General features: G+C 55.3%; 13 protein-coding genes. 8 read left to right on the top strand and 5 right to left on the bottom strand.

Annotated features, from left to right (window positions below; genetic code table 11):
* Positions 1–123: 123 nt before the first annotated feature.
* From lolC to WFM46_RS08075, 6 genes are all read left to right on the top strand, one after another.
* Positions 124–1,323, top strand: coding sequence for a lipoprotein-releasing ABC transporter permease subunit LolC (gene lolC / locus WFM46_RS08100; protein ID WP_336997414.1), 1,200 nt, complete (start codon positions 124–126; stop codon positions 1,321–1,323).
* Complete coding sequence (gene lolD, locus WFM46_RS08095; protein ID WP_103179117.1) at positions 1,316–2,017, top strand: lipoprotein-releasing ABC transporter ATP-binding protein LolD; 702 nt, start codon at positions 1,316–1,318, stop codon at positions 2,015–2,017. The genes lolC and lolD overlap by 8 nt, the downstream gene beginning before the upstream one ends.
* Positions 2,017–3,261, top strand: a complete 1,245-nt coding sequence (gene lolE / locus WFM46_RS08090) for a lipoprotein-releasing ABC transporter permease subunit LolE (RefSeq protein ID WP_156654291.1) — start codon at positions 2,017–2,019, stop codon at positions 3,259–3,261. Before lolD ends, lolE begins: the two co-directional genes overlap by 1 nt.
* A 51-nt stretch (positions 3,262–3,312) precedes the next feature.
* A complete protein-coding gene (nagK, locus tag WFM46_RS08085) occupies positions 3,313–4,224 on the top strand; it encodes an N-acetylglucosamine kinase (protein WP_103179119.1) in 912 nt (303 codons plus the stop codon).
* A gap of 15 nt (positions 4,225–4,239) precedes the next feature.
* Entirely contained in the window at positions 4,240–5,061 is an 822-nt protein-coding gene (gene cobB / locus WFM46_RS08080; RefSeq protein ID WP_336997413.1) for a Sir2 family NAD+-dependent deacetylase, read from the top strand.
* A 65-nt stretch (positions 5,062–5,126) separates the two neighbouring features.
* A complete protein-coding gene (locus tag WFM46_RS08075) occupies positions 5,127–5,432 on the top strand; it encodes a hypothetical protein (protein WP_336997412.1) in 306 nt (101 codons plus the stop codon).
* Positions 5,433–5,520: 88 nt separating this feature from the next.
* Here the strand turns inward: WFM46_RS08075 and WFM46_RS08070 are convergent, their stop codons facing one another.
* The 5 genes from WFM46_RS08070 to potA all read right to left on the bottom strand — a co-directional run bounded on the left by WFM46_RS08070 (position 5,521) and on the right by potA (position 10,397).
* Positions 5,521–6,399 (bottom strand): DUF6708 domain-containing protein, encoded by an 879-nt coding sequence (locus WFM46_RS08070; protein ID WP_336997411.1) that lies wholly within the window; start codon positions 6,397–6,399, stop codon positions 5,521–5,523.
* A 189-nt stretch (positions 6,400–6,588) separates the two neighbouring features.
* A complete protein-coding gene (gene potD / locus WFM46_RS08065) occupies positions 6,589–7,635 on the bottom strand; it encodes a spermidine/putrescine ABC transporter substrate-binding protein PotD (RefSeq protein WP_336997410.1) in 1,047 nt (348 codons plus the stop codon).
* Complete coding sequence (gene potC, locus WFM46_RS08060) at positions 7,635–8,423, bottom strand: spermidine/putrescine ABC transporter permease PotC (RefSeq protein WP_103179124.1); 789 nt, start codon at positions 8,421–8,423, stop codon at positions 7,635–7,637. The genes potD and potC overlap by 1 nt, the downstream gene beginning before the upstream one ends.
* The gene (gene potB / locus WFM46_RS08055; RefSeq protein ID WP_103823740.1) at positions 8,420–9,277 is read right to left on the bottom strand and encodes a spermidine/putrescine ABC transporter permease PotB; all 858 of its coding nucleotides are present in this window, start codon (positions 9,275–9,277) and stop codon (positions 8,420–8,422) included. Before potB ends, potC begins: the two co-directional genes overlap by 4 nt.
* Entirely contained in the window at positions 9,261–10,397 is a 1,137-nt protein-coding gene (gene potA / locus WFM46_RS08050; RefSeq protein ID WP_336997409.1) for a spermidine/putrescine ABC transporter ATP-binding protein PotA, read from the bottom strand. The genes potB and potA overlap by 17 nt, the downstream gene beginning before the upstream one ends.
* Positions 10,398–10,645: 248 nt before the next feature.
* On the opposite strand from potA, the gene pepT reads away from it, so the two are divergent.
* The gene (gene pepT, locus WFM46_RS08045) at positions 10,646–11,872 is read left to right on the top strand and encodes a peptidase T (RefSeq protein ID WP_180210127.1); all 1,227 of its coding nucleotides are present in this window, start codon (positions 10,646–10,648) and stop codon (positions 11,870–11,872) included.
* Positions 11,873–11,960: 88 nt separating this feature from the next.
* Positions 11,961–12,452, top strand: a complete 492-nt coding sequence (locus tag WFM46_RS08040) for an REP-associated tyrosine transposase (RefSeq protein WP_103179129.1) — start codon at positions 11,961–11,963, stop codon at positions 12,450–12,452.
* The last annotated feature ends 23 nt before the right edge of the window (positions 12,453–12,475 follow it).

Raw genomic sequence — 12,475 nt, 5'->3', positions numbered from 1 at the left:
ATTACGCTGATTTACCGTGCTTTTTCAGACAAATGATAAGCAAAGCTTACGGTTTCAGTCATTTACCCTTAGCGGATTCGCTTATATACTCGTGGGTCTGCTATCAGCAAACAGACGGATTTCATGTACCAACCTGTCGCACTATTCATAGGCTTACGTTATATGCGTGGGCGCGCCGCGGACCGCTTCGGTCGCTTCGTCTCCTGGCTTTCAACCATTGGCATTACGCTTGGCGTGATGGCGCTGGTGACGGTTCTCTCCGTCATGAACGGCTTTGAGCGCGAGCTGCAAAATAACATTCTGGGGCTGATGCCGCAGGCGATCCTCTCATCCAGCAGCGGGTCGGTGAATCCGCAGCAGCTGCCACAAAGCGCCGTCAAGCTCCAGGGCGTAAGCCGCGTGGCGCCGATCACCTCCGGTGACGTGGTGCTACAGAGCGCCCGCAGCGTGGCGGTCGGGGTGATGCTCGGCATCGACCCGGCGCAAAAGGATCCCCTGACGCCGTTCCTGGTCAACGTCAAACAGGGCGATCTGGTTCCCGGCCAGTACAACGTCATTCTCGGCGAACAGCTTGCCGGACAGCTGGGGGTCAATCGCGGCGATCAGCTACGGGTGATGGTGCCGTCTGCCAGCCAGTTTACCCCGATGGGGCGGCTCCCGAGCCAGCGCCTGTTTAATGTGATCGGCACCTTCGCCGCCAACAGCGAAGTGGACGGCTATCAGATGCTGGTCAATATCCAGGACGCGTCGCGCCTGATGCGTTACCCGCTCGGCAATATCACCGGCTGGCGTCTGTGGCTCAACGAGCCGCTGAAGGTCGATGTGTTAAGCCAGCAAACCCTGCCGGAAGGCACCCAATGGCAGGACTGGCGCGAACGCAAAGGCGAGCTGTTCCAGGCCGTGCGGATGGAAAAAAACATGATGGGCCTGCTCCTGAGCCTGATTGTGGCGGTTGCCGCCTTTAACATCATTACCTCGCTGGGCCTGATGGTGATGGAGAAGCAGGGCGAAGTGGCGATCCTGCAAACCCAGGGGCTGACGCCGCGGCAGATCATGGCGGTCTTTATGGTGCAGGGCGCCAGCGCCGGGATTGTCGGCGCGCTGCTCGGCGCGCTGCTCGGTACGCTGCTTGCCAGCCAGCTCAATAATTTAATGCCGATTATCGGCGCGCTGCTCGACGGCGCGGCACTGCCGGTGGCCATTGAGCCGCTGCAGGTAGTGGGCATTGCGCTGGCTGCGATGGCCGTTGCCTTACTCTCCACGCTTTATCCTTCATGGCGCGCTGCCGCCACCCAACCCGCTGAGGCTTTACGTTATGAATAAGATCCTGTTGCAATGCGACAACCTGTGCAAACGCTATCAGGAAGGCACGGTGCAGACGGATGTCCTGCACAATGTCAGCTTCAGCGTCGGGGAAGGGGAGATGATGGCGATCGTCGGCACCTCCGGCTCCGGGAAAAGTACCCTGCTGCACCTGCTTGGCGGGCTGGATACACCGACCTCCGGCGATGTGGTCTTCTCCGGCACGCCGCTGAGTTCGATGTCATCGAGCGCCAAAGCCGATCTGCGTAACCGCGAGCTGGGCTTTATCTATCAGTTCCACCACCTGCTGCCGGACTTTACGGCGCTGGAAAACGTGGCGATGCCGCTGCTGATCGGCAAAAAGAAACCGGCTGAAATCAACGCCCGCGCCAGCGATATGCTGAAAGCGGTGGGGCTGGGCCACCGCGGCAACCATCGGCCTTCCGAGCTCTCCGGTGGTGAGCGCCAGCGTGTGGCGATTGCCCGTGCGCTGGTGAATAATCCGCGCCTGGTGCTGGCGGATGAACCGACCGGTAACCTGGATGCCCGCAACGCTGACAGCATCTTCCAGCTTCTCGGCGAACTGAATGCCTCCCAGGGCACCGCCTTCCTGGTGGTGACTCACGATCTGCAGCTGGCAAAACGCATGTCCCGCCAGCTGGAGATGCGTGACGGTCGCCTGAATACCGAACTGACCCTGATGGGGGCAGATTGATGGCTTCACCGTTATCGTTACTCATCGGCCTGCGTTTTAGCCGGGGTCGCCGCCGCAGTGGCATGGTGTCGCTCATCTCGGTCATCTCCACCGTCGGTATCGCGCTGGGCGTGGCGGTACTGATTGTTGGCCTCAGCGCCATGAACGGCTTCGAGCGTGAGCTGAACAACCGCATTCTGGCAGTCGTGCCGCACGGCGAAATTGAGCCGGTTAACCAGCCGTGGAATAACTGGAACGACGCCCTGAATAAAGTGGAAAAGGTGCCGGGCATTGCCGCGGCTGCGCCCTATATCAATTTCACCGGGCTGGTGGAGAGCGGCGCAAACCTGCGCGCTATCCAGGTGAAAGGGGTGAACCCGCGCCAGGAAGAGAAGCTCAGCGCGCTGCCACAGTTTATCCAGAAAGAGGCCTGGGCCAACTTTAAAGCTGGCGATCAACAGATTATCCTCGGTAAGGGAGTGGCCGACGCGCTGAAAGTGAAGCAGGGCGACTGGGTGTCGATCATGATCCCTAACGCCAGCGCCGATCATAAGCTTCAGCAGCCGAAGCGCGTGCGTCTGCACGTGACCGGTATTTTGCAGCTAAGCGGTCAGCTCGATCACAGCTTTGCTATGGTGCCGCTGGAAGATGCGCGCCAGTATCTCGATATGGGCAGCAGCGTCACCGGGATCGCCATCAAGGTTAACGACGTCTTCAACGCCAACAAACTGGTGCGCGACGCCGGGGAAGTGACCGACAGCTATGTCTACATCAAGAGCTGGATCGGCACTTACGGGTATATGTATCGTGATATCCAGATGATCCGCGCCATTATGTACCTGGCGATGGTGCTGGTGATCGGCGTGGCCTGCTTTAACATCGTCTCCACGCTGGTGATGGCGGTGAAAGACAAGAGCGGCGACATCGCGGTGCTGCGTACCCTCGGCGCAAAAGATGGTCTTATTCGTGCCATCTTCGTCTGGTATGGTCTGCTGGCGGGGCTGCTGGGCAGCCTGTGCGGTGTGGTTATCGGGGTGGTGGTTTCATTGCAGCTGACGCCGATTATCAACGGTCTGGAGGCCCTGATCGGGCATCAGTTCCTGTCGGGCGATATCTATTTTATTGACTTCCTGCCGTCTGAATTGCACTGGCTGGATGTTTTTTATGTGCTGGTTACAGCACTTTTACTGAGTCTGCTGGCAAGCTGGTATCCGGCGCGTCGCGCAAGCCGAATTGATCCGGCGAGGGTATTAAGTGGCCAGTAATTACGTCATGATCCGGTGAGCGTTGCCGCCGGATCAAAAGAGGAATGCACTATGTATTACGGATTTGATATTGGCGGCACCAAAATTGCCCTTGGCGTATTTGATACCAACCTGAAATTGCAGTGGGAAACCCGGGTTCCCACTCCCCACGAAAGCTACGATGAATTTTTAACCGCCATTGCCGCGCTGGTGGCCCAGGCCGATGAACGCTTCGGCGTGAAGGGCACGGTGGGCATAGGCATTCCGGGGATGCCGGAAACCGACGACGGTACGCTGTACGCCGCCAACGTCCCGGCGGCAAGCGGTAGGCCGCTGCGCGCCGACCTGACCCGCCTCCTTGAGCGCGACGTGCGCCTCGACAACGACGCTAACTGTTTTGCCCTCTCCGAAGCCTGGGACGATGAGTTCCAGCAATACCCCCTGGTGATGGGGCTGATCCTCGGCACCGGTGTCGGCGGCGGGATTGTGGTGAATGGCAAACCGGTGACCGGACGCAGCTATATCACCGGCGAGTTTGGTCATATTCGCCTGCCGGTGGATGCGCTTGAGGTGGTAGGGCGTGATTTCCCGCTCCTCCGTTGCGGTTGCGGCCAGCACGGCTGCATTGAGAACTACCTCTCCGGCCGTGGATTTGCATGGCTTTATGAACACTTCTATCATCAAAAACGTCAGGCTCCGGAAATCATTGCCCTGTGGGAGCAGGGGGATGAACAGGCTGTAGAGCACGTTGAGCGCTATCTCGATCTGCTGGCGGTCTGTCTGGGGAATATCCTGACCATTGTCGATCCTGACCTGCTGGTGATCGGTGGAGGATTATCGAACTTTACGGCCATCGCCGAACGGTTGTCCGGTCGGTTGCCGCGTCATTTGTTGCCGGTTGCCCGTGTCCCGCGCATTGAGCGCGCGCGACATGGCGATGCCGGAGGAATGCGCGGCGCCGCATTCCTCCATCTCACCCGTTAGCCATACGAGGTTTTTATGCTGTCGCGACGGTCACTTCGACTCAGCCGTTTTCGCAAAAACAAACGCCGCTTGCGTGAGCGCTTACGCCAGCGAATTTTCTTCCAGGATGTGGCAATGCCGGAATTGATGGAAAAACCAAGAGTACTGGTCCTGACCGGGGCGGGGATCTCCGCCGAGTCGGGCATTCGAACGTTTCGCGCGACCGACGGGTTGTGGGAAGAGCATCGGGTTGAAGATGTGGCGACGCCGGAAGGTTTTGCCCGTAACCCGCAGCTGGTGCAGGAATTCTACAACGCCCGCCGCCGTCAGTTGCAGTCGCCGGAGATCGCCCCTAATGCGGCGCATCTGGCGCTGGCTAAACTCGAAGAGGCGCTGGGGGATCGCTTCCTGCTGGTAACGCAAAATATTGATAACCTGCATGAGCGCGCGGGCAACCGCAACGTGCTTCATATGCACGGTGAATTGCTGAAGGTGCGTTGCTCCAGCAGCGGCCAGGTCTTTAGCTGGACCGGCGATGTCACCTCCGATGACAAATGCCACTGCTGTCAGTTCCCGTCGCCGCTGCGCCCGCACGTGGTGTGGTTTGGCGAAATGCCGCTGGGAATGGACGAGATCTACAACGCCCTGGCGATGGCGGATCTGTTTATCGCCATTGGCACCTCGGGGCATGTCTATCCGGCGGCGGGATTTGTTCACGAAGCGAAGCTGCACGGGGCGCATACGGTGGAGCTGAACCTTGAGCCGAGCCAGGTGGGCAGCGAGTTTGAAGAGAAAACCTACGGACTGGCGAGCGAAGTGGTGCCGCAGTTTGTGGATAAGCTTCTTAAGGGATTGTAAGTGGTTCACTGCGCGAAGAGCAGACGCTTTTCGCGCAAATTTCCAGGGAACGACAGGAACAGGTTATGGATAACCCGCTAATTGTATCGGCCATTATTTTTATTGTGGCGGTAGGGATAGGGCTGTGGAGCCAGTGTTGCCTGCCTCGCCTTTCTGACAGCAGAAATATCCTGTTCATTCTCTTTTTATACCTCGGCATTGTCTCCGCTGGCTCGTGTATATTTAACCTGGTATACCTGCTGTTTACCGGACAACTTGCGCATGGCGATGTGCAGCTGTTCGGCACGATTGTTACGCTGATCGTGCTGTGGAAACCGCTGATGTATGTGATTGGCAAAATTGATGACGCGTTGCAAAAAATATCGGAGTAAATAGTAGAGCGGGGCGAATCAACGCCAGATTACCCGCAAAGCCCTGACGACAACGCAGGACCTTACGCAGTTAAAATAAATAATTAATCTATTGTTTATCTGTTGTTGATTCGCCCTGCGCCTCATCAGACCACGGCGTCTCCGGCAGCCTGCGCATAATTTGCCTCATTGCCAGAGCGTCCAGTAAAATGGTTGGCACCATAATAAAAGAAATGAGCCAGAAAAAAGGATTCCTGACGGGAAAAATGGTTGTCCATTTATCCTGTTCATTGACTCGCGACAACATCCGGCTGCTCAATCTCGTCACGCAATATTTGAAGGAGTAGTTATTTTCTATCGATATTAAATGAACGGGGGTCATCAGGCCATTCATATAGTTTCTGCACCACGCCCAGGATTCCGCATAACTCAAAAGAGTATCTGCGATATCGGTAGAGAAGCGAGAGACTTGATAAAATAAAGGCGCGTTATCATCGCTGATGATTATCCAGTTTTTTTTCCCGTCAGTCGAGGGTGCTTGCCACTTATACCATGTCCGGGAACCCGCGGTTCCGGAACCGTTACTAAAATGGGCTTCAATGTCCTTCCAGTCATAAATCAGCGTTTCGACAGGCCATTTCGCAAAGATATTACGCGTGGGACGATACGTTTGAACATACACCCGTTGGCGCTTGCGATTCAGCCTGACGATTAACGTTTTGGGGTGGGTAATGACGACACGCAGTGCGTGGATGCTGCTATAGAACATCAGGATGAGTATAATCTCAACCAGAATAAATATGGGAGAATACCCAATAATTGGGCCAATAAAAAAAATAGATAACAGAAATGGGATTAATGTCAGAAGCGGCATCGTTACGCCAAGCCATTCGCTTCTGGGGACGTTTCTTATGATATCGCAATAAATATCATTGACGGCGACTACACCGAATAGGGGCGGCGCTTTTCTCTGCGTTTTTTTTGACATAATAAGTCCTTTTATGATGTTGCCTGTAATCCTTTAAATCAGGAAACTCAATGCCCATGTCTTGTTAACGGTAGTAAAAATAATGTCGATGCAGAAAAAAGAGAATAAAGAACGTTATTGTTCAGCTTCATATGTACTTATCCTTGTACCATTGAGTTATGCCGGGTCGAAACCCGGCATAGTATTGCATTAACGACCTGCCTTCAACTTCTGGTAATACTCTTCATACAGGCGGCTGGCGTCGCCCACATCGTTCTGCCACTCGCCTTTACTAATGGTCTGCGCATCCGGGTAGAGCGACTTGTCATTTGCAACGGTCGGGCTCAGCAGCTTGCGGGCGGCGAGGTTTGGCGTCGGGTAGCCGATGGTCTCTGCTACCTGTTTTGCCACATCCGGGCGCAGCAGGAAGTTAATCAGCTTCAGGGCACCGTCCACGTTTTTAGCATTGGCCGGAATAGCCAGGCTGTCCATCCAGAAGATCCCGCCCTCTGCAGGCCACACCACTTCCAGCGGCGTACCGGCCTGACGCGCGACGTATGCCGACCCGTTCCACACCATCCCCACGTTGACTTCCCCTTCCATATACGGGTTCGCCGGATTATCGGAGTTGAAGGCGGCCACGTTAGGCATCAGTTTTTGCAGCTCATGGTAAGCCGCTTCAATCTCTTTCGGATCGGTGGTGTTGCCAGAGTAGCCCAGCTTACGCAGCGCAATCTGGAACACTTCGCGGGCGTCGTCGGTCAGCAGCATTTCGCCTTTATAGTCTGGTTTCCACAGGTCGGCCCAGCTCGTCACCGATTTAGGATCCATCGCTTCGCTGTTAATCCCAATTGCCGTTGCGCCCCAGATGTACGGAATAGAGTAATCGTTATTCGGGTCAAACGGCTTGTTGAGCATCTCCGGATCGAGGTTTGAAAAATTGGTTAGCTTCGATTTGTCGATCTTCTGGATCATGCCCTCTTTGCGCATCTTGTCGACGAAATAGGTCGACGGGACCACCAGGTCGTAGGCGCCATCTTTATAGGTTTTGAGCTTGGCATACATGGTTTCATTCGACTCGTATGTCGAATAGATCACCTTGATGCCGGTCTCTTTAGTGAATTGCTCCAGCAGGCCTGGCGGCACATACTCGGTCCAGTTATAGAAATAGAGCGTTTTACTGTCGTCCGCGTGTGCAGCGCTAATACCCATTGCGAGAGCGCCTGCCGCGAGCAGGTGGCGTGACCATTTTTTCATTAATACGTCCCCTGAGATTTTGTTTTATCACGAGCAATAAGCTGGCTGGCGATTACCAGAACCAGCGATAACATCAACAGTATGGTCGCCAGCGCGTTCACCTCCGGTGAGACGCCGACTTTCACCATTGAATAGATCTTCAACGGCAGAATTTCATAGCTCGGCCCGGTGACGAATGACGAAACCACCACGTCATCCATCGACAGGGTAAAGCTGAGCAGCCATCCCGCGGCCACGGCGGGCATCGCCAGCGGCAGGATAATTTTTCGCAGGATGGTCATCTCGCTGGCACCCAGATCTTTCGCCGCCTCCAGCATCCGCACGTCAAAGCCTTTCAGACGGGAGTAGACCGTCACCACCACAAACGGCAGGCAGAAGGTGATGTGCGAGAAGAGCAGGGACCAGAAGCCCAGTTGCACCCCCAGCAGCATAAAGAGCACCAGCAGCGAGATGGCCATTACGATGTCCGGGGACATCATCACCACAAACAGCATGCCGCTGACGAAAGGCTTGCCGCGAAAACGGTAGCGATAGAGCGCCACCGCCGTCAGGGAGCCAATCAGAGTGGCGAGGGTGGCCGAGAAGATCGCCATCGTCAGGGAGTGCTGCGCCGCCTGCAGCAGGCTGTCGTTATTTACCAGCAGGCTGTACCACTGGGTGGTAAAACCTTGCCAGTTAATGCCAAAGCGCGAGCTGTTAAAGGAGTTCACGATCAGGATAATGATCGGAATGTAGAGGTACGCATAAATCGCGGTCATAAAACCGCCGCGGAGCAGTCGACCGATCATTCAAGTTCCCCTTTACTGTTAAGCAGCCGCGACGCGCGCCAGTAGACCAGCAGCATCAGGCCCATCACCAGGGTCAGGGTGATACTGGTGGCCGAACCGAACGGCCAGTCGCGGATATTGAGGAACTGGCTCTTGATGACATTACCGATCAGCAGGTTTTTAGCCCCGCCCATCAGGTCAGAGACGTAGAACAGCCCCATCGCTGGCAGCATCACCAGCAGGCAGCCGGCAATGATCCCCGGCATGGTCAGGGGGATGATAATGCGGATAAAGGTCTGGATTTTGCTGGCGCCCAGATCCCTTGCCGCCTCCAGCAGGGGCTTATCCAGCTTCTCAATGCTGGAGTAGAGCGGCATCACCATAAACGGCAGCAGGATGTAGACCAGCCCCACAATCACCGCGCCGGGAGTGAACATGATGCGGATCGGGGTATCAATGATGCCCAGCCACAGCAGAAACTCGTTCAGGTAGCCTTTGGTGCTGAGAAAGATCTTCAGGCCGTAGATGCGGATCAGCGAGTTGGTCCAGAAGGGCACAATCAGCAGGAACAGCAGCAGCGGTCGCACTTTCGTCGGCAGCTTCGCCAGGAACCAGGCAAAGGGATACCCCAGCACCAGGCAGGCGACGGTGGCTATCAGCGCCATATTGAGCGAATGGAGCAGGACCTGGAAATAGAGCGGGTCCAGCAGGCGCGCGTAATTTTCCAGCGTAAAGACCAGCGAGACAAAATGGGCGTCGTCACGGGTCAGGAAGCTGGTCGCGATGATCATCAGGTTGGGTAAAAAGACAAATAACACAAGCCAACCGACGATAGTGGCGATCACCACATTCTGGAATTTACTTGTGTTCTTCATCAGCCAGCACAACCTCCCAGCTTTCTACCCAGTTAATGACCATTTTTTGATTGAGCGAGTGGTCGAAATCGGGATCGTCTTCGTTAAAGAATTCGCTGACCATCACCATCTTGCCGTTTTCCAGCTCAACGACCGACTCAAGCGTCATACCTTTGTAGTTGCGCTCGCGGATATGGCCGATTAACCCTTCGACTTCGGTTTCGTCGTGGATCTCATCAACGCGCAGATCTTCCGGACGCAGCAGGACGTTCAGCTGCTGTCCCGGCTCAACGGCAAAATTGACGAAGATGTTGCAGGCGCGGCCCTCGACGTTAGCCAGCACCCGCTGGTCGTCGAGTCGTTCAATAACGGTAGCATTGAAGATGTTGATTTCACCAATAAAGCTGGCGACAAACAGGTTTTTCGGCTCTTCGTAGATCTCGCGCGGCGTGCCGTCCTGCTCGATTTTGCCCTCGCGCATCACCACGATGCGATCGGACATGGTCAATGCCTCTTCCTGGTCGTGGGTAACAAAAACAAAGGTGATCCCGAGCTTACGCTGCAGCGCCTTTAATTCGTTCTGCATCTGCTTGCGCAGCTTGTAGTCGAGTGCGGAAAGGGACTCATCCAGCAGCAGCAGGCGCGGTTTATTAACCACGGCACGGGCGATGGCGACACGCTGTTGCTGTCCACCCGAAAGCTGGTGCGGTTTACGCTGGGCGAACGCTTCAAGCTGAACCATGCGCAGGGCCTCGGTGACGCGTGGCGTGATTTCGCTGGCGGGCGTTTTTTGCATCCGCAGGCCAAAGGCGACGTTTTCGAAAACCGTCATGTGCGGGAAAAGTGCGTAACTTTGAAAGACGGTATTGACGTGGCGCTGTTCAGCAGGAACCAGGGTAATGTCCTGATTGTCCAGATGGATGTGACCGCGATCGACGTTATCCAGCCCGGCGATAAGGCGAAGCACTGTCGTTTTACCACAGCCTGAAGGGCCAAGTAGTGTAAGAAATTCGCCGTTGTTGATCGTTAAATCCAGGTCGGAAATGACGGTTTTTCCGTCAAAGCTTTTACGAATTCCGGCCAGTTGCACCAACGGTGACAGTGAAGCTGGTTGTGTATTCAATTTTTGATTCAGTCCCATATCGACGCTGCAAATGCTTATCGCAGCGGGGTTTGTGGTTAACCACCTTGGTGAAACGTAATGAGGGCGGACATTCTACGGGAAAGCGCTGCAATCGCCAATCCTTGTTACCCATTGATAAGCTACATTTATTAGCAAACGATGAGAGAACCGGAAATATTCTCGTTTACGGGATAAAAGTGACCTGACGCAATATTTGGGTTTTGCTGCTTACTGATAATGTTGTCACGAAAAGTGAGGGTGACTGCATGGATAAATTACTTGAGCGTTTTTTACAGTACGTATCGCTGGATACCCAATCTAAGCCGGGTGTCCGCCAGGTGCCAAGCACCGAAGGGCAGTGGAAGCTGTTGCAGCTGTTAAAAAGCCAGCTGGAGGAGTTGGGGCTCGTTAACGTGACCTTAAGTGAAAAAGGGACGGTGATGGGCACGCTACCTGCGAATGTGAGCGGTGATATTCCTGCCATTGGTTTTATTTCCCATGTCGATACCTCACCGGATTTTAGCGGTAAAAATGTCAATCCGCAGATTGTTGAGAATTATCGGGGCGGTGATATCGCCCTTGGCGTCGGTGACGAAGTGCTGTCGCCGGTGATGTTCCCGGTATTACACCAGTTGCTTGGCCAGACCCTGATCACCACCGATGGCAAAACGCTGCTGGGGGCTGATGACAAAGCGGGCGTTGCCGAGATCATGACCGCGCTGGCGGTGCTGAAGAACAACAACGTGCCGCACGGCGATATCCGCGTGGCCTTTACCCCCGATGAAGAGGTGGGCAAAGGGGCGAAGCATTTTGATGTTGAGGCGTTCGATGCCCGCTGGGCCTACACCGTCGATGGCGGCGGCGTGGGGGAGCTGGAGTTCGAGAACTTCAATGCGGCGTCGGTGAATATCCGCATCGTTGGCAACAATGTCCACCCAGGCACCGCGAAAGGGGTGATGGTGAACGCGCTGTCGCTGGCGGCCCGCATTCATGCTGAAGTTCCGGCGGATGAAAGCCCGGAAAAAACCGAAGGCTATGAGGGCTTCTACCATCTGACCAGCATCAAAGGGACGGTGGACCGCGCGGATATGCACTACATCATCCGTGATTTCAACCGCGAAGGGTTTGAAGCGCGCAAACGCAAGATGATGGATATCGCAAAGAAGGTGGGCAAAGGACTTCACCCGGACTGCTACATTGAGCTGGTCATCGAAGACAGCTATTACAATATGCATGAAAAGGTGATCGAGCATCCTTACATCCTTGAGGTGGCACAGCAGGCGATGCGCGACTGCGACGTCGAGCCGCAGCTCAAGCCGATCCGCGGCGGCACCGATGGCGCGCAGCTCTCCTTTATGGGGCTGCCGTGCCCGAATCTGTTCACCGGGGGCTATAACTACCACGGCAAGCATGAGTTCGTGACCCTGGAAGGAATGGAAAAAGCGGTGCAGGTGATTGTGCGGATTGCCGAGTTAACGGCGAAGCAGCAGTAGGGAAATGCCCGGTTCACCGGGCCCATTCGTAGGCCGGGTAAGGCGTAGCCGCCACCCGGCATTTCCACAAATGAGGAAGGAACCTCACATGTCAAACTACCGACGCCACTACGTGCCAGGCGGAACCTGGTTTTTCACCGTTAACCTGCAAAACCGGCGCAGCGATCTGCTGACGCGACATATCGATACGCTTCGTGCGGCAACGCAAGGTGTTAAACGCCGCAAACCCTTTCTGATTAATGCCTGGGTGATCCTGCCGGAACATATGCACTGTATCTGGACGTTACCCGAAAATGACGCGGACTACTCCGGCCGCTGGCGAGACATCAAAAAGACCTTCACCCGCGTGCTGGGGATGCCAGGCATCTGGCAGCCACGCTTCTGGGAACATACCATCCGGGACGACAACGACCTGCGGCGACATACGGATTACATCCATATCAACCCGCTGAAGCATGGCTATGTGACGCGCGTGAAAGCGTGGCCCTATTCCACCTTTCATCGTGATGTACGGGAAGGGATATACCCGGAAGATTGGGCTGGGGAGATAGAGGATTTTGACACCGGAGAGCGGCGATAAAAAGCCGGGTGGCGGCTACGCCT

This window comes from Leclercia sp. M50 (genome assembly GCF_037150775.1).
In the GTDB taxonomy this organism is placed as follows: domain Bacteria; phylum Pseudomonadota; class Gammaproteobacteria; order Enterobacterales; family Enterobacteriaceae; genus Enterobacter.
Note: the sequence above shows the minus strand (reverse complement) of the source record. Positions and strands in the feature narration are given on the sequence as shown.